The organism is Nonomuraea polychroma (assembly GCF_004011505.1).
Taxonomy (GTDB): domain Bacteria; phylum Actinomycetota; class Actinomycetes; order Streptosporangiales; family Streptosporangiaceae; genus Nonomuraea; species Nonomuraea polychroma.
The window spans coordinates 4,770,161-4,789,273 of sequence record NZ_SAUN01000001.1 but is presented as its reverse complement, the minus strand read 5'-3'; the positions used below and the strand labels follow the sequence as shown (position 1 = coordinate 4,789,273).

General features: G+C 68.0%; 18 protein-coding genes and 2 pseudogenes. 10 read left to right on the top strand and 10 right to left on the bottom strand.

Annotated elements, in window-relative coordinates; genetic code table 11:
• Positions 1–19: 19 nt before the first annotated feature.
• Positions 20–721, top strand: coding sequence for a DUF2975 domain-containing protein (locus EDD27_RS21790; protein ID WP_127934032.1), 702 nt, complete (start codon positions 20–22; stop codon positions 719–721).
• A pseudogene (locus EDD27_RS21785) lies at positions 721–956 on the top strand (helix-turn-helix domain-containing protein). The gene EDD27_RS21790 and the pseudogene EDD27_RS21785 overlap by 1 nt, the downstream one beginning before the upstream one ends.
• Positions 957–1,277: 321 nt before the next feature.
• On the opposite strand, the pseudogene EDD27_RS55645 reads toward EDD27_RS21785, so the two are convergent.
• The 3 genes and pseudogenes from EDD27_RS55645 to EDD27_RS21775 all read right to left on the bottom strand — a co-directional run.
• Positions 1,278–1,696, bottom strand: a pseudogene (locus tag EDD27_RS55645) (Tn3 family transposase); the annotation flags it as partial.
• A 29-nt stretch (positions 1,697–1,725) separates the two neighbouring features.
• Positions 1,726–2,139, bottom strand: coding sequence for a Tn3 family transposase (locus tag EDD27_RS55640; RefSeq protein ID WP_206641577.1), 414 nt, complete (start codon positions 2,137–2,139; stop codon positions 1,726–1,728).
• Between the two features lie 463 nt (positions 2,140–2,602).
• Entirely contained in the window at positions 2,603–3,016 is a 414-nt protein-coding gene (locus EDD27_RS21775) for a VOC family protein (RefSeq protein ID WP_127934031.1), read from the bottom strand.
• A 136-nt stretch (positions 3,017–3,152) separates the two neighbouring features.
• Between EDD27_RS21775 and EDD27_RS58815 the strand changes: the two genes are divergently transcribed.
• The 4 genes from EDD27_RS58815 to EDD27_RS54440 all read left to right on the top strand — a co-directional run bounded on the left by EDD27_RS58815 (position 3,153) and on the right by EDD27_RS54440 (position 5,154).
• Positions 3,153–3,362, top strand: a complete 210-nt coding sequence (locus tag EDD27_RS58815; protein ID WP_421915606.1) for a sigma factor — start codon at positions 3,153–3,155, stop codon at positions 3,360–3,362.
• Positions 3,362–3,883, top strand: a complete 522-nt coding sequence (locus EDD27_RS21770; RefSeq protein ID WP_421915604.1) for a sigma factor-like helix-turn-helix DNA-binding protein — start codon at positions 3,362–3,364, stop codon at positions 3,881–3,883. The genes EDD27_RS58815 and EDD27_RS21770 overlap by 1 nt, the downstream gene beginning before the upstream one ends.
• Positions 3,883–4,338: a VOC family protein gene (locus EDD27_RS21765; protein ID WP_241564185.1), complete on the top strand. Its 456-nt coding sequence runs from the start codon at positions 3,883–3,885 to the stop codon at positions 4,336–4,338. The genes EDD27_RS21770 and EDD27_RS21765 overlap by 1 nt, the downstream gene beginning before the upstream one ends.
• A 645-nt stretch (positions 4,339–4,983) precedes the next feature.
• Positions 4,984–5,154 carry a hypothetical protein gene (locus EDD27_RS54440; RefSeq protein ID WP_164903724.1) on the top strand — a complete coding sequence of 57 codons (171 nt, stop codon included), beginning with the start codon at positions 4,984–4,986 and terminating at the stop codon, positions 5,152–5,154.
• Positions 5,155–5,505: 351 nt separating this feature from the next.
• Here the strand turns inward: EDD27_RS54440 and istB are convergent, their stop codons facing one another.
• The 4 genes from istB to EDD27_RS21740 form a co-directional block, all read right to left on the bottom strand.
• Complete coding sequence (gene istB / locus EDD27_RS21755; RefSeq protein WP_127934030.1) at positions 5,506–6,279, bottom strand: IS21-like element helper ATPase IstB; 774 nt, start codon at positions 6,277–6,279, stop codon at positions 5,506–5,508.
• A 65-nt stretch (positions 6,280–6,344) separates the two neighbouring features.
• Entirely contained in the window at positions 6,345–7,820 is a 1,476-nt protein-coding gene (istA, locus tag EDD27_RS21750; protein ID WP_127934029.1) for an IS21 family transposase, read from the bottom strand.
• Positions 7,821–8,071: 251 nt separating this feature from the next.
• Complete coding sequence (locus EDD27_RS21745) at positions 8,072–8,770, bottom strand: response regulator transcription factor (protein ID WP_127934028.1); 699 nt, start codon at positions 8,768–8,770, stop codon at positions 8,072–8,074.
• A complete protein-coding gene (locus tag EDD27_RS21740) occupies positions 8,767–10,011 on the bottom strand; it encodes a sensor histidine kinase (protein WP_127934027.1) in 1,245 nt (414 codons plus the stop codon). The genes EDD27_RS21745 and EDD27_RS21740 overlap by 4 nt, the downstream gene beginning before the upstream one ends.
• A gap of 295 nt (positions 10,012–10,306) precedes the next feature.
• Between EDD27_RS21740 and EDD27_RS21735 the strand changes: the two genes are divergently transcribed.
• From EDD27_RS21735 to EDD27_RS21725, 3 genes are all read left to right on the top strand, one after another.
• A complete protein-coding gene (locus EDD27_RS21735; protein ID WP_127934026.1) occupies positions 10,307–11,404 on the top strand; it encodes a lipocalin-like domain-containing protein in 1,098 nt (365 codons plus the stop codon).
• A 219-nt stretch (positions 11,405–11,623) separates the two neighbouring features.
• The gene (locus EDD27_RS55635) at positions 11,624–12,148 is read left to right on the top strand and encodes a hypothetical protein (protein ID WP_206641576.1); all 525 of its coding nucleotides are present in this window, start codon (positions 11,624–11,626) and stop codon (positions 12,146–12,148) included.
• 232 nt (positions 12,149–12,380) lie between these two features.
• Complete coding sequence (locus EDD27_RS21725) at positions 12,381–13,943, top strand: substrate-binding domain-containing protein (RefSeq protein ID WP_241564184.1); 1,563 nt, start codon at positions 12,381–12,383, stop codon at positions 13,941–13,943.
• A 161-nt stretch (positions 13,944–14,104) separates the two neighbouring features.
• Here the strand turns inward: EDD27_RS21725 and EDD27_RS21720 are convergent, their stop codons facing one another.
• From EDD27_RS21720 to EDD27_RS21710, 3 genes are all read right to left on the bottom strand, one after another.
• Positions 14,105–14,782 carry an MFS transporter gene (locus EDD27_RS21720; RefSeq protein WP_127934025.1) on the bottom strand — a complete coding sequence of 226 codons (678 nt, stop codon included), beginning with the start codon at positions 14,780–14,782 and terminating at the stop codon, positions 14,105–14,107.
• 360 nt (positions 14,783–15,142) lie between these two features.
• Positions 15,143–15,304 (bottom strand): hypothetical protein, encoded by a 162-nt coding sequence (locus EDD27_RS54435; RefSeq protein ID WP_164903723.1) that lies wholly within the window; start codon positions 15,302–15,304, stop codon positions 15,143–15,145.
• 141 nt (positions 15,305–15,445) lie between these two features.
• On the bottom strand, positions 15,446–16,876 hold the full coding sequence (locus tag EDD27_RS21710) for an alpha/beta hydrolase (protein WP_206641575.1): 1,431 nt from the start codon (positions 16,874–16,876) through the stop codon (positions 15,446–15,448).
• 754 nt (positions 16,877–17,630) lie between these two features.
• On the opposite strand from EDD27_RS21710, the gene istA (EDD27_RS21705) reads away from it, so the two are divergent.
• Positions 17,631–19,109, top strand: a complete 1,479-nt coding sequence (istA, locus tag EDD27_RS21705; protein ID WP_127933418.1) for an IS21 family transposase — start codon at positions 17,631–17,633, stop codon at positions 19,107–19,109.
• Positions 19,110–19,113 lie beyond the last annotated feature (4 nt).

The following is a 19,113-nucleotide window of genomic DNA, read 5'->3' as shown; positions in this document are numbered from 1 at the left end:
GGGTTCGGTGCGCCGCCGATTGGACAAAGCCGGTTGCCATATCGTTTTTCGATGCTATCGTTCCTCGATAGCATCGAAAAACGATAAAGATCGGAGCAAGCTGATGGCTGCACAGCACAGCATCATCGGACGAATGGCGCGCCGACCTGTGGTCTTCACGGCTCTCGTCCTGGTGACGGGGGTGATCACCGGCTTGGTGCTCTACTCAAGGGCCGGATTCTTCGGCCTGACCCATCAGGTCGTGGTGGCCCAGTCACCCAGCGGCTATGGCATCGGTCTCGATGAGCCGGCGTTCACGGAAAAGACCCGGCCAGGTGTCATGGCCCTGGCAGGTGATCTTCGATTCATCGACGGTTCTCCTGACACCGGCCAGTACATCCTGCAGGCTCTGACCACCTTCCCGGGCTTCGCCGTGTCGGTCGGCGCGTTCTTCCTGCTGTGGCGGCTCCTGTGGCGGGCTCGCGACGGTGTCTACCTGCCGCAGGTCGCGGGCCAGGTGCGCGTCTTGGGCTGGTGGCTGCTCGCCGGTGGCCTGCTGGCTCCCCAGATCGAGCACTTCGCGATGATGGCGCTGCTGGACACGATGGCCGTGGGCGAGTCCTACTATGGGATCAAGGAAATCCCGGTGGTCGTGCCGCTTGTCGGGCTCGGGTTGCTTGCGCTGGCGAGCGTCTTGCGTACTGGGGTGCGGATGCGCGACGACCTGGAAGGCACCGTCTGATGGCGTCGGCCGAGCCGGACGCCCACGCCATCACCGTTCACCTCGACCGGCTCCTGACCGAGCGTGACCTGACGCTCGGTCAGGCCGACCGGGTTGGAGTGACCGTCGCTAACCTGTCCATCCTGAAGAACGGCCGGGCCAAGGCCATCCGCTTCACCACGCTGACCAAGATTTGCGGGTACTCGACTGCCAGCCAGGTGACCTGCTCGGCTATCACCGCGCGGAAGAACGATAAGCGGACGCGTGCGCTCGCCCATCGCACCAGCCACACTGTCGGCGTGCTGATCGCCGCGCACGTGGTCGTCTTTTCCACGGCGCGCGGGTGGTGCTGATGACGGCGACGCCGCATCCCCGCCACGCCTGGTTTCCTGCTCGTGGCCTTGCTCTCACGGGCTCGGCCAGTGCTGGACATCCGCTCTGACCGCGAGTCGGTCCACGCTGTGCACACCGCCCCGAGCGGCCGCAGGCCCCGCTCCGGCGCCGAGGAGGCGATCGCGTAGCGGCCGAGGCAGTTGAGATGGGCGTGCCCCAGCGGGGACAGCCGGGCCACGTCCTCGTCTGCGATCGGCACGCCCTGGCCGCACAACTGGTCGACGCTCGCCGACAGATACGTCGCATTCCACAACACCACCGCATTGACGACCAGCCCCAGCGCAGTTAAGTGATCTTCTGGCCCTCCCGGTAGGCCTGCCGGATCTTCCCGGCGTTGCCGTGACAGATCTTGCGGGCCAGCCGATGCCGGGACTCATGGACCGACAGCTGCCTGCCCAGGCTGCGCCGGTAGGCCGAACCCATCCGGTCCAGCACGCTGGGCAGGTGCAGCGTCTTGTCGATCCGGCCGTACTCGGCGAATGCCCGATCCAGCGGGGTCGCGCGGTCCTGGTGGCCGAACCTGCGCAGCAGGTCGTAGGCACGCACCGGGTTGATCACCAGCGATCCGGCGACGCGCAGCATGCCCGGCCACTGGGTGATCACTTTGGTGAGGTTCACCTTCTGCCGGGCGATCACCTCCAACAGCCCGTACTCGCCGGTGGTGCCGTCGGGCAGGTTGGCCTGCCAGACCGCTGGTCGCCCAGATCGGCGAAGTGAGGCGCGAACCGGTAGCCGAGCATCGAGAAGATCCCGAACATCATGTCGCTGTCGCCGACCTGGTCGGTCGTGACCACCTCGGGCTTGGGTTCGGCGTCCAGATTGATCAGGCAGTCCAGGATGTGGAGGGAATCGCACGGGGTGCCCGGCACCACCATTTGCCCGATCCCCGCCACATGATCATTAACGGCGTTTAGCCAGGTGATCCCGCGTTCGTAGCCGTAGTACTTGGGTGAGGGACCGGCGTTGACCGTCTTGACCGGGACGACGAAGCGCAGCCCGTCCACCAAGGCCAGCAACCCGCCACTCCACGCCGCGACGATCGGCACGTCGCCCTGGTGTTCAGATCAGGATCGCGTTGGCCGCGGCGTGGGTCTCGGCGCGTACGCCGCACCATCGCCGCCAGGATCGCGGCCTGCGGGGTGGCCCCTCCAACCGCTTGGACTTTGGCCTCTTTGAGGAGAGCCCATACTGGAGTAGGCACCTCGACAAGCCCAGGTCGCCCCCGCCAGCCCAAGAAGACCACAGTCACAAAGCTCTTACCGGTACTTGCGGCTGGGGTCAGAGATAGGAGTCCGGGGGACACCATAGATCACAAAACCTGGCTGTAGTAAAGGCCTCGTCCAACAACGCGCGGTGGTTTGGCGTCGACACGATCCTGTGTCGACGCCAAACCTACTCCTCGGCACCGGTCACGCCGGTCATGCTGAGGGACCATCCGTTCAGAGAAGTCCAGCCAGCGTGCCCGACAATGGCCGCGTTACCGACACTCGCCAGAGGCTTCCTCGGCGGCTACTCCGCGTAGGGCTGATCCGTTCCCTGCGCGCTGTAGCCGAGACTCCAGATGTAGCCGTCCGGGTCCGCGAAGGAGCCGCCGTACCCGCCCCACGGCAGGGCGTCGGCGGGCTTGAGGATCGTGGCGCCGGCCTTCTCGGCCTCCGCGATGATCTCGTCGACCCGCGCCTCACTACGGACGACGTAGGTGAGGACCAGCCCGCTGAAGCCGCTGCCTTCCGGGCTGGTGCCCACCTGGTCGGCCAGTCCTTCGCGGCCGTAGAAACCGACGGGCGAGGCTCCGTCCGATTCGAAGAACACCGAGACGCCGTAGTCGTCCTTGACCTTCCAGCCGAGCCCTTCTGTGTAGAACTGCTTGGCCCGGTCCAGGTCCCGGACGCCGAGGAGGATCGAGCTAACGTGCGCTTTCATGCCTTGTCTCCTTTGTGCTTGAGGTGTATGTGCTGCCTGAACTGGCGGGCCGGACATCCGGGCCGGGCCTGGATGTCACATCGGCGTGGGTTCGCCGGTCAATTGATATGACCGGCGAAACGGAGGAATGTGACAGATGGTCGAGCAGGATTGGCTGAGCGAGCGGTTCGCCGAGCACCAGGACCGCTTGCACGCGGTGGCCTACCGGATGCTCGGCTCACCCGGCGAGGCTGAGGATGCGGTGCAGGAGGCGTGGCTGCGGGTTAGCCGCGCCGACACCGGCCAGGTGGAGAACCCGGCCCCGGGGACGAGGCGCTGCTGGCCGATTCGGTCGGTGTCGCGCTGATGGTGGTGCTGGACACGCTGACTCCTGCCGAGCGGCTCGCGTTCGTCTTGCATGACGTCTTCGCTGTGTCGTTCGGCGAGATCGGCGCCATCATCGACCGCTCCCCGGTGGCGGCCCGGCAGCTCGCCAGCCGGGCTCGGCGCCGGGTGCAAGGAGCGGCCGGGGCATCGGATGCCGCGCGATCGGCGAAGCGGGACATCGTCGAGGCATTCCTTGCCGCCTCCCGGGGTGGGGATTTCGTCGCTCTGCTCGAGTTGCTGGATCCGGACGCCGTGGTCGGCGAGATCCGCGGCGGCCACGCGGTGGCGGCCTTCTTCGCCGCACGACGAGCTCAGGCCGCCCGGCTCGCTCTGGTCGACGGCGTCCCGGCGGCCGTCTGGTCGCATCTCGGCCGGCCGAAGGCCGTCTTCACGTTCACCATCAGCAAGGGAAAGATCACCCGCATCGATATCGACACCGACCCGGGCGGGCTCCGCAGCCTCGACATCGTCTTCCTTACCGCCAACAACAAGGAGCGGTGATGAGCCAGACTCCCCGACCGGTCCACAGCATGACCGGCCTGGATCTCAAGCTCTCGTCTCTTACCCTCGCTGTCCACGACCTCGACGAGGCGCTCGGCTTCTACCGTGACGTGCTCGGCTTCGAGGTACGCAATGACGTCGAGCGCGAGGGGAAACGGTGGGTAAGTGTCGGCCCGCCGTCCCAGCCGGACGTGCAGATCCTCCTCAAATCACCTGATGTGGACCCAGGTGTCTCCCTGTCCGACCGGCGGGCGATCGAGGATCTGATGGCCAAGGGCCTGCTGGGCTGTCTCGTCTTCGTGACCGACAACTGCGACGCCACCTTCGAGCACATCGAGGCGGCGGGCGCTGATGTGATGCAAGAACCGATCAACCAGCCCCACGGTGGCCGCGACTGTGCCTTCCTCGACCCCTCCGGCAACATGCTGCGATTCACTCACCCCCGCGGCCGGTAGAACGGAACCGTCTCCGCGCTGCGGGCATACATGACCAGCAATAAAATTCCCCTGATTTCAGGCTGCTTGAGTTCACCGGCGCCGCGAGCCCCCGGCAGTCCGTCACCGCACTCCACGACACCTCGCGGCCTGCAGACCATCCCGCCGCGATGATGGACCGTGCCTTGTCCGTGGGGCAGTCGGCCGAGGCCAGCGAGTTGCGGCTGCTCGCCGACGATGTCGTGGCGCTGCCCGGCTACGCTCGTGGGCGTCTCAACGTCACCAGCGCCGGTCACCACCCCAAGGCCGCCGTCCATCCCTGGTGCCGCAGCTCCTTGCCGAGACGGGCCTGCCGGAGCAGGAGCTTCTCCACAAGCCGGTCCCCGCCGACGCCGCCCGCGCCGCCGACGTGTTCATCGTGCTGGGCGTGGCCACCAAATCCCCCGACGCATCCCAGGCCCGCGAGGCGGGCCGCGTCCTGCGCTGGACGTCGGCGGCGAGTGGAGGAGGACGTCAGGGCGCTGTGCGCCGACCTCGACCGCCGTGTCCTGCACCTGCTGGCCGACCGGCTCACCCCGCTAACCGTCTCATGACCGGCCCGAACCCGGCCGCCGGGCAGTGCCGCCCACGCTGCAGCCGAGCCGCCATGGCCGCCGCGTGGCGGCCATGGCGGTGCAGGTTGCGGCACACGACATCGTGGCCATCGCGGAGATGGTCCTCGGCCGTCACCTGCTGCTGGGGCTGGATCATCCTGACACCCTGGCTCTCCTCGACTGCTGGCCGGCGTGCTGGAGACGGTTGGACGCACTGAAGCAGGCGCTGCCCTTCGCGAGGTGACTTGGGAACGGTTGGGGCCCGGCGCCCGCCGAGCCGGCTCATCCTCTCCGTAACACGAGCTCCCATCCGGACACTGCTCTCTACCGAACTACCGAACTACCGAACTACCGACGGCACGGCGTGCGGCGGCTGCAGCAAGGGCGTACGCGCGCCTGACGAACAGGCCGCCGATGATTGATCTGCCAAGCGCGATCCGAGGAGTGTTCACCGCGGTCGCTTCGGCCACGCGTCACCTAAAGACCCTCTTCAGTGTCAACGGTCATGAAGATCCCCAGGTAGGTGGACTTGGGTTCTCTCGGCTGGTGGCCACCAGAAATCCATGCTGATGGCCGGGGTGGTCCTGATGGGTGGTCAGGTCAACGGGGTGACGCCCTTGCCCGCCAGAGCCTCGGCGAGTCGGTGGGAATCGCCCTTGGTCAGGACCAGGTGGGCGTGGTGGAGGAGCCGGTCGACCGAGGCGGTGGCCAGGGTCTTGGGCATGATGGTGTCGAACCCGCTCGGGTGGATGTTGCTGGTGATCGCGATCGAGCGGCGTTCGTAGGCGGCATCGATGATCCGGTAGAACGCCTCGGCGGCGTCGGTTCCGGCCGGGAGCAGGCCGATGTCGTCGATGACGATGAGGTCGGCGCGGCAGATGCGGGCGACGGTGCGCGCGATGGAGCCGTCGACTTTGGCCTTGCCGATCGTGGTGGTGAGGGTTTCCAGGGTGAACCAGGCCACGCGTAGGTCCTTCTCGATGGCCGCGTGGGCCAGGCCCTCGGTGAAGTGCGATTTGCCGGTGCCCGACGGGCCGGCGATCACGAGGTTTTCGGCCCGGCCGATCCATTCCAGCGTGGCCAGGGCGTTCTGGGTGGGTTCGGGGATGGAGGACTCCTCCGGTCGCCAGGACGCGAGGGTCTTGCCGGTGGGGAAGTTGGCCGAGGTGCGGCGCAGCCGCCGGGTGGCCGCGTCGCGGCCGGTGACCTCCTCGTGGATGAGAATCCGCAGGACTTCGGCGGGGTCCCAGCGTTGCGCGCGGGCGGTGGCCAGCACGTCGGGGGCGGCTTTGCGCAGGTAGGGCAGGCGCATCCGGCGTAGCAGCCGGTCCAGTTCGTCGGGCAGAGCCGGTGGGGTGGGCGAGGTCATGGGGTGGGGTTCTCCTCATCGTGGGCGCCCGCCCGGCCGCGCAGGCCGGGCGGGTGGTGGGGTGGTCACTGGCCCAGGGCCTGCCAGGAGGCGGTGCCGGGCTGAGCCGAATGCGTCTCATCGGCGCGCACGAGTTCGCCAACGGCCCGGTGGTCGCTCAGATGGTCGACGATGGCGGGCAGGTCGTCGTCGGCGAAGCGGCCGGCGATCGCGGCCAGGCCGAGTGCCTCATCGACACGCTCAGCGCCGAGCACCGCGGCCAGTTCGACGGCGCGTGCCATCTTGGCGCGGATGCGCACGGCTCCGGCTGGTCCGGCCTCGGTCAGCCACCGCTTGGCGCCCGGCCCGATGCCCAGGAACGCGACCTCCGCCTCGCTGCGCGGCCGCGGTTTCGGCTGGTGGACACTGCGCCCATTGGGATGGTGCGGGTAGTGCTGGGTGAGGATCTGCGGGTTACCCGGGACAGACACTCGATGGCGGGCGATCTCGGCCAGCTCCCCGCCGACGGCCCGGGCGGTGATGACGAGTTCCTCGCCGACCACACGCACCCAGACCTTGGTGTCGATGTGTCCGGGTGGGGTGGAGTAGCGCACCGAGGCGAAGCTGATGGTCTGGTCGTCATAGACGATCCGCTGCTCGCCCAGCGCCAGCGCGAACGGCTCGGCCGGCAGCACGTGCAACGCCTGCTGCTCGATCAACAGCTGCTCGGCGGGGACCTGGCCGCTGCCGCGATGCCGGCGGGCGTTGATCTTCTCGCACCAGGTCCGGCATTGTTCGGCCAGCTCGGCGAAACTGCCGTACTCGCTGCGGAGGTTGGCCTCGGTGGGTACCAGATCCGCCTTGGCCAGGCGGACGGTGGCCTCCACCCCGCCCTTGGATTCAGGATCGTAAGGCACGCAGGTCTCCACCGTGCAGCCGTAATACCGGCCCGCGGCGACGATCTGCGGATGCCGCACCGCGATCCCGGCGACGTGGTCGCTGGTCACCGTCTTGGCGTTGTCGGTGAGGACGTAGGTGGGGGCGCCGCCGATCCGCCGCAGCGTCGAATCAAGGCACGACACCAACGTGCCGAGCGTGCAGTCCCAGACCGGGATCACTACCCGAAACTTCGACCAGGCCAGCCAAGCGCACCACAGCCAGGTGCGTCTCCCGCCGACCCGCGGGCCTTCGCCCCAGTCGAACTGCAGCCACATGCCCGGCTCGGGGATCCACGGCCGGTAGGTGCGCCGCCGCCCGGCCCGCCACGCAGCCTTGGCGGCGTTGACCGCCCGCCGGGTGGAGCGGGGGCTGCCCCGATATCCCATCGCGACCAGCTTGTCGTGGGCGACATCAGCGCGGATCTTCGCCTTCGACGCCTCCACCCATTCTTCGATCTTCTCCAGGAACGGGTCGATCAGCTTCGGCCGGGCCGCCCGCTCATACGGGTTGAGGCCCAGCTGGCGCAGTTCGACGTAGCGTTTGACGGTCTTGGGGTCCGCGCCGGACAGTTGCGCGGCGGAGTGGACGGTCTTGGTCAGGTCGTACGCCTCAAAGATCTTCATGATCTCTCTGTCAGACTTTGTCACGGGACCTCTTCGGTCGGCTTGCGAAATGCGGCAAACATCAGCAAACCGGACTGGAGAGGTCTCCAAGGGGACAGGCGAAGATCAGGACACCCGAGGCCATCCACCGGGAATTCTCGTGGCCATCAGCCGGGACTCAACTGGCCGCCCACCAGGAGTCTTCCATGGCCGTCGGCAGTGCGCACTGGCCTCGCTGATCCATCCACGTTGTGTTGTAGCGCGCTACGCGTTCATGGGTGAGGGCTGACCAGTCCTGTTCGGTAAGCGATGACGACCAGTTGGGCACGGTCGCGCGCTCCCAGTTTCGCCATCGCGTGGCTGACATGGGTGCGCGCGGTGGCTGGGCTGAGAGACAGCGCCGTACCGATCTCATTGTTGCTCAGGCCCTGTCCCACCAGGGCCAGCACTTCACGCTCGCGCTCGGTCAGCACCGCGAGCCGGTCCTCCGCGGCCTGGGCAGCTTTACGATGCGCAGTGAACTGGCCGATGAGGCGTCGGGTGATCCGTGGCGCGAGCAGCGCGTCCCCGGCAGCGACCACCCGGATGGCATGCAAGAGTTCGGCCGGTCCGGCGTCTTTGAGCAGGAAGCCGCTGGCACCGGCTTGCAATGCTTCGAAGACGTACTCGTCTGTGTCGTAGGTGGTGAGGATGAGGACTCGGACCTGCTCCAACCCGTGCGTCTCGGCGATCTGGGCGGTGGCTTGAATCCCGTCCAGCTTTGGCATGCGGATGTCCATGAGGACGACGTCAGGGCGGGTGGCCCGGGCCTGCTCGACGGCGTCGGCGCCGTTGGTGGCCTCTCCAACCACCGCGATGTCGTCCTCGAGGTCGAGCAGGACCTTGAACCCGGATCGGACGAGCCCCTCATCGTCGGCGAGCAGCACCTTGATCGGAGGGTTGGTTGACGGTGACGCGGCCGCTGTGTTCATAGGCGCGACCCGGTCGGTGCGAGGGGCAGTCGTGCCTTGACTTGGAACCCGCCGCCCGGAAGCGGCCCGGCGTCGAGTTCGCCGCCCAGCAGTTGACAGCGCTCGCGCATGCCGAGGATCCCGCGGCTGGGCTTGGCTGAGCTGCCGGTGCTGGTCGGATGCTGGGCCGACAAGTGCTGGTCAGCAGGGTCATCGCCTGGGGCGGCACGGCGGCCCTCATCGGTCACGCGGATCTCCAAGACTTCGAACCCGGGGTTCAGCACCACCGTCACCCGAGTCGGGCCGACGTGGCGGATCACGTTGGTGATCGATTCTTGCAGGATTCGGTAGGCAGCGCTTTCCACCGCGCTCGGCAACGGCGCCGCGGCCGAGGTCGCCTCGAGCTTGATATCGAGTCCGGCCTCGCGTGCCTTGGCGGTCAGCTCGTCGATCTGCTCCAGCCCGGGGTACGGCACGCGCCCGTTGCCGTCGTCACGGAGGACCCCGAGGATGGCCCGCATCTCTCGCAGCGCCCGGGAACTGGTCTGCTCGATGGCTTGCAGCGCCTCGCGCGCCACTTCCGGCCGTTTGTCGAGCACGTGTGCGGTGACACCGGACTGGACGTTGATGATCGCTATGGCGTGAGCGACCGTGTCGTGGACCTCGCGAGCGATCCGGAGCCGTTCGGCGTCGACCCGCGCCCGCGCTTCCTCCTCGCGAGTCCGTTCAGCCAACTCCGCGCGCTCCTGAGCTTCGGCCGCGATGACCCGTCGGGACCGGACGGACTCACCAAGGGCCGCGCTCATGACCGACGCACCGATCCGGAAGAACACCCAGCCGATGGCGTCGCGTGGCTCGATGTCGGCCGCGGCGACGAGCCATCCGATAGCGAGGACTGCGGTGCCCACGCCGGCTGTCACCAGCGACCGGCGCCCGTCACCGTACGCGGCGAGGGTGTACAGGGCGACGAAAAGCCCGAGCCAGCCAGACCCGTTCGGAAAGTCCAGGCCGTAGTACACCAAGCTGGCGAGCGCCGTGGTGCCGAACACCGGCACCGGCCACCGGCGACGGGCGGCAACGACCACACCACTCACGATCAGCAGGACGTATCCCAGGTATCCGAAGTCGGTCAGGGGCCGCGACCCCACCTCGCCGGCACCGCGGGCCACGCTGCCCTCCACGTGAATCACGGTGATGAAGAGCGCGAGCAACACGTCCTGCGCCAGCACCGGCAGGCGTAATGACACGGCGCGGTGTTCCATGCCGCGATCCTAAGGTTCCCGCGCGCGAGAACACTCCCCCCAGAGGCGCGACCGCCTACGACGACGGGCGTATGAGGGTCCGGGTCGGCTACGCAGAACTGCGTAGACGTAGCCATCCGCTGTCGGAGGCCGCGACCGCCTCGACGGCGCGATGATCGATTCCGTCAGACCCTCCTAGGCGCTCGTTCACCGGCGCATCGACCGGCATGGGCCGAGCCACCGCGCTCCGGTTCGACGGGACGGCGGCATCCGAACGATGCGAGATTCCGGCAGTGGGCGCTGCCCACGTGGACCAGTGGACTCCCGGTCAGAAGAGATGAGGAACAGTATGCGAAATCTGCAACGTCGATCGACTGCGGCTATCGCCACCCTGGTGTTCGGCACGGTGCTGGCCGTCGCGACGTCGGCGGCGGTCCCGGCGACGGCCAAGACCGGTCCCGACGCAGCGGGCACGGGCAGGGCGGTGGCGGCCGCGGCGGCACCCGCCTTCCCGACGTTCGTGCATCTGCCGGCTGATCAGGCGGCGCATCCGAACGCACGCCAGGAATGGTGGTACGTGGTCGGCCATGTCAACGCCCACGGTCACCGATTCGGCTACGAGGTCATGATCAACGACGTCGAAGAGGCGCCGCAGGTTTCCATCGGGATCACGGATAAGACCACCGGCGAGTACTACACGCACAGCCAGCGCTACTCGCCTGACCAGGCCAGCTTCTCCACAACCGAGCTCGACGCACGTGTGCCCTCGGCGAGGCTGTCTGGGCCGATGCAGGCGATGCAACTGCACGCCACCCTGCCGGTCGGCGAAATCAAACTGACGCTCAGCGCGCGGGGACCCGCCATGTACAACAACGGGACCGGGCTGATGCCCTTTCTCGGCGGCACGAGCTACTACTATTCGCTGCCCAGCCTGGCGACACGGGGCACGCTTACCGTGAAAAACCGTACCTACCCGGTGACCGGCGAGTCGTGGTTGGACCGCCAGTGGGGTACCTGGGACTGGAACACCCTGCAGAAATGGACCTGGATGAGCCTGCAACTGTCCAACGGCGACCGGGTCAGCCTCTGGGACCTGTTCGCCCAGGGTGGTGAGTCTCCCTACGCCACTGTGCTCCGCCGGGACGGAACTCACGAGATTGTCGCGGTGAAGCCGCTCGCCGACGGCACCTCCGGCTTCTGGACCAGCCCGACCACCGGGAAGCGGTACGGCACTCGGTGGACCGTGAACATTCCCGCGCTGGATGCCCGTCTCACCGTGGTCGCCGAGCCGCAGGGACAGGAAGTCCAGGCGTTCGGTGGCGTCTACGAGGGTGCGGCCACCGTCGCTGGACGGTACCGGGGCAAGCCGGTCACGGGGCAGGCGTACGTCGAACAGCTCGGCAACTGGCGCTAGCGCTCCAGCACTTGCCCCGCTCCGAACGGCCCGTAAAAGGCCAGTTCCGCCGCCCTATCGTCACATTGACGCCCCGGTGGTGTGCGTCCTGCTGCTGGTTGCAGCCGCCGGAAACGCTTTCTGACTCCGCCCTGGTCGCGGGCCCAGCCGGGCCCCTCGAACCCCTGGGCGGCCGGCACCTGCATCGGCGGCGCCTACGCCGCGATCGCGCCGTACCGCGTGACCGCTGCCGACGTCGCCGCCTGGCGCGGCTCCAGGACCGACGAGGACCTGGCATGGCTCTGCGTCTTCGGCGCGATCATCGCCACAGTACGCGCCGAGGCCCTCATCACCCGAACACACAGGAGAAAGATCATGACCACACACCAGCACGTCGCCGCCTCTTCGCGGACCACGCAGGCGCTCCGGGCCGTGGTGGTGCTGCACGTCGTCGCGCTGCTGTTCCAGGCGGTGACGGCGGGAATGTTGTTGTCCTCGCCCGGCGGCCGGGCCCTGCATATGTCCTCCGGGATCGCCCTGGCCGTCATCGGGCTGCTGCACCTGGTCGTGGCGGTCCTGGTCTGGAGGCCCGGCGGCGGGTCGGCGCGGTTCATCGCCCCGGCCGCGTTGCTGCTGGTGTTCACGATCGTCGCGTCGACCCTCGGGGAGATGGGCGCCAAGACCCTGCACGTGCCGCTCGGCGTGCTGCTGTTCGGCGGCGGCGTCGCACAGCTCTTCAGGGTGCTGGCCCGGCCCGCGGCATGAACCCGAACGGACGCGACGTACTGTGCCTGATGGGCCTCGGCGCGGTGGCGGTGGCCGGGGTCCCGGCCTGCTCGCTGCCGGCCGGCACCCCGCAGCCGCAGCTTCTGGCCGCCGCGGCGGCGCCGCCCAAGCCGACGGCACGCTGCTGTACCGGGCGCTGTGCGACCGGCGGGGGTGCGGGAAGGTACAAGGGCGGCGTGCTCGGCGACGTGATCCTGATGAACGGGGCGTCGTGGCCGGAGTTGCGGTCGCCAGGGCCCGCTACCGGCTGCGGCTGTGCAACGGCTCCAACGCGCGCGTCTACGAGCTCGCCACCGGCGGGCCGATGATCCAGATCGGCAGCGACGGCGGGCTGCTGAGCGCGCCGCGCACGGTGAAGCAGATCAGGCTGTCTCCGGGCGGGGGCGCGGACGTGGTCGTCGACTGCCCCGCCTACAAGCTCGGTCAGCACGTCGAGCTGCGGAATCTGGCGGGGCAGGGCGCGCACGCCAAGGTGACCAGGGACTTCGAGTTCAGCAGCGGCAGCGTGAACGGCGGCGTCGGCTGGCTGATCAACGGCCGGCCGTTCGACCCGAAGCACATGGAGGCCAGGCCGAAGCGCGGCGACGTCGAGCTGCGCGACGCGCAGCCCGTCCGGCACCGGTACCCCGGCGGCGCGGCAGAGCATGGCGAACAACTCCATGGTGGAGACTTGGGTTCGGTCAGCGCGGAGCTGGTCCCGCTTGCTCAGGTAGATGACGGGCGATCAGGAGGATTGATGCCGCGCAGTCCTAGGCGGGCCACGCTGGCCACCGTCGCCGCCTCGGCCGGCGTGTCGGTGTCCACGGTGTCCAAGGTGCTCAACGGCCGCAGCGACGTCGCACCGGCCACGCGGTCACTGGTGCAGTCCCTGCTGCTGGAACACGGCTACGTCGCCCCCGCGTCAGGCCGGTGGCAGGCGGAGCCGTCGGCCCCGGTGGAGGTGCAGGTGGACGGAGAGCTGTGCGCCTACTCCAGCGAGATCATCAAGGGTGCGGTCGAAGCCGGCGCGGAGTTCGGTGTGGCGGTTGTCGTCGCCACCACCACAGGCATGGCCGGCGGCGCCTCTTGGGCTCGCGATCTGGTCGCCGCCGGACGGCGAGCGATGATCACTCTCATCAAGGAGCCGAGACCCGCCCAGCTCGCCGTGCTGTCGCGGGTCAGTCTGCCGGTGGTCGTCATCGACCCGCTGAACGTCCCCGACACCCTTGTGACCAGCGTCGGCTCGACCAACTTCGCCGGCGGCCTGGCCGCCACCCAGCATCTGCTGACGCTCGGCCACCGCCGCATCGCCTACCTCGGCGGCCCTGCCACCGCCGCCTCCAACCAGGCGCGCATGTACGGCTATCGCGCCGCGATGGAGGCGGCGGGTGTGCCCGTACCACCTCAATATGTTCGCGCCGCGGGCTACTGCCATCCCGACGGGCTGAAAGAGGGAGCCATCCTGCTCGATCTGGAACCGCCTCCCACGGCCATCTTCGCGGCCAGCGACGAGTCCGCTCTGGGCGTCATCCAGGCGGCCAGTGCTCGGGGCCTGCGCGTTCCCGAAGATCTCAGCGTCGTGGGCTTCGACGACAGCCGAATCGCCTCCATGACGTCGCCCCAGCTGACCACCGTACGCCAGCCGCTGCGGGAGATGGGCCTCGTCGCCCTGCGGACCGCGCTGCGCCTGGCTGCCGGCGAGAAGATCGAGTCCCGCCACATCGAGCTCGCTACCGAGCTGGTCGTACGCGGATCCAGCATTGCCCTCTCCCTAGAAAGGGAATCGGACAGCTGATAGGAACTCGCCTGAAATGCCGCCACAGTGGTTGCCTGCCAAACCTCAGCGGGCCGGACAGGCGGAACCACGACTGCGTGGTGGTGAACGCCGCGTGTCCCAGATCACTAGGAACTCTCGCCAAGGCAGGCCTTCCGGCGGAGGCATCCCCGCCGAATGGTTCAGTTTCGGAGGATGCGTACGGGAGGAGACGGGAAGCACCTCTTGGCGGCGATGCTGAGGACTGCGACGAGCAGGATCGGCAAGCCGGCGAAGGTCCGTGGCATCCCGAGCGCCTCGGCGGGCCAGCCGACCGCCATGGGGCCGAGAAGGTGACCGCTGTAGGTGAGGGTGCCGACCTTGGACAATGCGGCCGCCGCGTTGGAGGTGTCCGAGTCTGCGCCGTCGCGGGCGGCCGCGCTGAGAATGATGGGGATCAGTACGGAAAGGCCGAGGCCGAGGATGGCGAAGCCGGTGATGGCCGGACCGGGGACGCGGCTGAACACGACCACGACGAGGCCGGTGACGGCGATCAGGCCGCTGATGCGGACAAGAATTGAAGGCCCAAGGCGTTGCTGGAAGCGGTCGCCGAGGAGGCGAGCGCCGGCCTCGCAGAGGCTGTAGCAGATGTAGCCCAAGAACGCGGTGCTCAGCGGGGCGCCGAGGTCCTCGTGGAGGAACACCCCGCTCCAGCTGCCCACGACGCCGGAGATGACGAACACCAGGACTCCGGTCACCCCGAGGAGAAGGATGCGAGAGGTCCAGCCGGTCCACCACCCCGTCCGCGGTGCGGGGCGGGGCGGTTGTGCGCGGCGGTCGGCGTGGGCAGGCAGCAGGTGGCGTCCGGTGATGAGCGCCATGGCCACAGTGACAGCGGTGATGAGCAGGAAGTGCTGGGTGAGAGGCAGTCCGGCGGCGAGGGCGGCACCGCCGAGTAGGGAGCCGGCGCGGCGCCGATGCTCCAGGCGGCATGGGAAATGCTGTTCCGCAAGCTGAGCCGGGTCCCGGCTGTCACGATCTCCAAGCTACGCGGCCGCGCCCGGGGAGCGGGCAGTGAGTTCCTCCTTGCATTGAGGCAGCCGGTCCAGGAGTGCACCTCCAGCAGCGCTTCGGGCAGGTCCACGATGGGCATGCGGGTGTCGATGTCGGCGCGCAGCGTGGTCAGGGAGGCGGGCTCATCCAGGTGGTCCAGGCCGGTGAGCACCAGGTGGTCCTTGCCGTCATCGTCTGGCCAGGCGTACCCACTCGTTGCGGCCGTCGTCTTCGCCGGACAGTCCGGCGGCTAGTTGGCGGTAGGCGAAGTCCAGCGTGCCGGCCCACCGCTCCACGTCGGTGCCGGGCTGCGGAGACAGGTTCAGCTCATCGCAGATGCTGCGCCCCACCAGGGTTCACGTCACGGGGCTGTCTTTCTGCTCGACCCATGACCCCGCTGCCCCGGAGAACGAGACAATCAGGGGTGTTATCCCGGACTGTACAGATTTCTGCGACAGAGCCGGTAGTGGACACACCCTGTCCGCCGCCCTTCAGAACCAGCCGGGCAGGCGGGGTAGGGGAGCGATTGGCGTGGGCCAGGTCTGCGCCGACGTCGGTGTGCCCGTGTAGGGCACTGCCGGGCAGCGCATGCCAGGAGCGGGAAGCGTCTGCTCAATGAGGTAACGGTCGATCGCGCGGCGGGTGCACTCGCTGCGGTTGTAGATGCTGTGTCCCCAGCCTTCGTAGGTCAGCAGCCGCGCCTCACTGCCGATCTGGCCGGCCGCGTTCACCGCCCAAGCGTAGCCGGTGGCTGGATCATGCCGTGCGTTGCCCAGCAGCAACGCCGGGGTGCCATCAACCTGCAGCCGCTGCTGCGGGTTGGGGATCGCGGCGGGCTCGCCGAGGCAGGCCATGGTGAAGGAGAAGGCCAGCGGGCTCACCCGCATGTCAGGCGCGATGCGCTGCGAGCGGCGCAGGAGGGCCGCGAACTCGTGGAAGTCCCGGATGGGCAGATGGAAGTCCTGGCAGACGACCCGCAAGGGATTGGCGATAAGATCTTCCGTAGGTTGCCGAGCCTGGCGCCGCTCCTCCTGGCGCTGCGTCAGCTGACGCGTGAAGATCTCTGGCAGCGCTCTCGAGGGCGTGGCGCCGCTGCCGATCGCCACCATCAGCTCGGCGAGTTCCCGCCAGTAGGGCCCGTAGGCGGCCTGAAAGGGAAGCCTGATGAGGTCAAGCTGGGTCAGCACGAGGGTGGGGTCGCCGGGGTAGTGCAACTCGCCGCGTTCGGCGTGGGCGAGCAGCTTCGCCCAGAATGCGCGCAGGTCGCTGCCATGCAGTACGCAGGCGCTGTCTCGTTCACACCAGGCCGCGAACTCCTCGTAGGAGTCCTGGGCCGCGGCGGCCCCCGTGTCGAGGAAGGCGGCGGTGCGCAGGCTGTGGTCGATGTTGCTGTCCAGGGCGAGCGCCCGGACCCGGCCGGGGAAACGCTCGGCGTAGAGCTGCCCTATGAGTGTGCCATAGGAAAGGCCGTAGTAGGTGAGCTTCCTGTCACCGACGGCGGCGCGCAGCGCGTCCACGTCATTGACCACGCTGAGTGTGTCGACGTGGTCGAACAGTGGTCCGGTCCTGGCGCGGCAGTCGGTGCGGAGCCGTTTGTTGTAGTCGAGCCATCGATCGAAGTCGGTCTGGCTCTTCAGGAATAGGTCGGCTGGTGCCTGCTGCATGAGTTCGGCGGAGCAGACCACGGGATTGCTGCGCGCCACACCGCGAGGGTCGAAACCGACGATGTCGAACCTTCGGGTGATCTCTTCGCTGAAGTAGTCCTGGCGTCTCAGGGTGAAGTCGACCCCGGATTCGCCGGGACCACCCGGGTTGATGATCAGGGAGCCCATTCTGGTCGTGGGATCGGTGGCCTTCCGCCTGGCCACGGCCAGGTCGATGGTGGGGCCGCCGGGCTTCGCCCAATCGGTGGGGACGGTCAAGACGCCGCACTCCGCGGTTGTGTCCTCGGCGCACGGTGCCCAGGCGATAGCCCGGCTGGCCGACGTACCGGCACTCTCAGAAACGACCGCCGCCGCGTTCCCGAGGGGGATCAGGACCGTGACCATCGTCAGAAGAACGGTGAGGATGCGAACGAATCTTGTCATGCTTCTCCGATCGTCAAGTGGGTTGGCCGGTCGCGCACCGCGGTTATCGGGAGGACGATTCGTCCCGATAATCGATCATGCTCAGCAGGTGTGCCCATCGGGCGTGAGGATGAGATGACTGATCGTCCATTCGGGGGTTGTCAGTGTGTTGGTGAGCATCCCAAGCGCTTGGCCACCATGACGTCCGGGGGCGCGGGAGGCATGCGAGGAGGCGGCGACGTCGATCAGACCCAGGCCAGTTCTCGCCGCCCTCCTTCTCATAAACGCTCGTTTGTGAGAGCTGTTTGCGTCACTCGATCAACCTGCGTGCCTCCTCATGGTCTCGCGGTGGTGCTGATCGGGCAGCCGACTCCAATCGATATGGCTGTCATTCGGCAGGGCAGGTGGTACCCGGCTTGGGCAGCTTCAGGTCGGTCAGGTACGTGGTGGCGTGTTGGATAGGGCACGTCTTGCCCGATGTCAGTGGACACGGCAGAATCCCCAATGGCGGACATGAACGGCCCCCATCGACGGACATGAGTTCTCCCCGCTGACGGACACCGGATCTCCCCACGGGTTCGTCCTGGCCTACTCGGCAGAGTGGGCGCTCGTGAAGAGCGATGAGGAGATCATGGAGATTCTTGAGGCGTATGACCTCACGGGCAGTTACCGCGCAGCGGCTGAGCTGGCGGGTTGTGACCATCACACGGTGCGCCGGTATGTGCTGCTGCGGGGCACGGGAGTGGATCCGACGGTGCGGGCAGACCGGCCGAAGATGATCGACGAGTTCATGCCGAAGATCGAGGAGCTGGTCGAGCGGTCGGGCGGCCGGATCGGCGGCGATGTCGTCCATAAGAAGCTGCGGGCGATGGGGTTCACCGGCACCGACCGCACAACCCGGCGGGCGGTCGCGGCGGCGAAGAAGTCGTATCGGGCGGGCAACCGCCGGGTGCACCGGCCGTGGATCGTCGAGCCGGGGTTGTGGATGCAGTGGGACTGGGGGTTTGGTCCCAAGGTCGATGGACGTCAGACGCAGTTGTGGTGCGCGTGGCTGGCCTGGTCGCGGTTTCGGGTGGTGATCCCGACCTTCGACAAGACGCTGCCGACGATCGCGGCCTGCCTGGATACGACGTTTCGCCAGTTCGGCGGGGTGCCGACGTATTGCCTGACCGACAACGAGAAGACCGTGACGGTCGATCATGTGGCCCGGGTCGCGGTCCGTAACCCTGACATTCTCCCGATCGGGCGGCATTACGGGACGGTGATGCGCACCTGCATGCCGGCCGACCCGCAGTCCAAGGGCGGGACCGAGGCGACAGTACGGATCGCTAAGCGGGACCTGGTGCCGACCGAGGTGAACCTGCGGGTCGCCTACTCGGCCTTCGCCGATCTGGAGGTGGCGTGCGCTGAGTTCACGGCCGAGGTGAACGGCCGCCTGCATCGAGAGACCCGCCAAGTCCCGGCCCAGATGCTCGCCGAGGAGCGGCTCCGGCTGCATCTGGTGCCTGAGCAGCCCTATGTCGGCGTGTTCGGCGAGACTCGAAAGGTGGGCAAGGACTCGACCGTGTCGGTCGGGTCCGTCCGCTACTCCGTCCCGCACGCGCTGATCGACTCGAAGGTCTGGGTGCGCTTCCACGGCGACGAGCTCGTCGTGGCCGCCGTCATCGACGGGATGGTCACCGAGATCGCCCGGCATCAGCGCTCCACCCCGGGCAACCCCCGCATCCGCGACGAGCACTACCCCGACACCGCCCGCGGCCAGCGCACTCCCAAGCCGGTCAACGCCGCGGAAGCCGCCTTCCTGGCGATCGGGCCCGGCGCGGCTCAGTGGCTGATGGAGGCCGCCGCCCAGGGCGTGACGCGCATCCGATTCAAGATGGCCGAGGCCGTCACCCTGGCCAAACTCCGCGGCAACCAGGCCGTCGACCGGGCGCTGGGCACCGCAGCGCTCGCCGGCCGGTTCGCCGAACATGACCTGATGGCCATCCTGGACTACCAAAGCGCCCGCGAACCCGACATCCCCTCACGGGCGAGCGAGACCCACAGCCTGCAACCCGGCACCTCGGCCTGGGCCCAACTTGGCCGCTGACCTC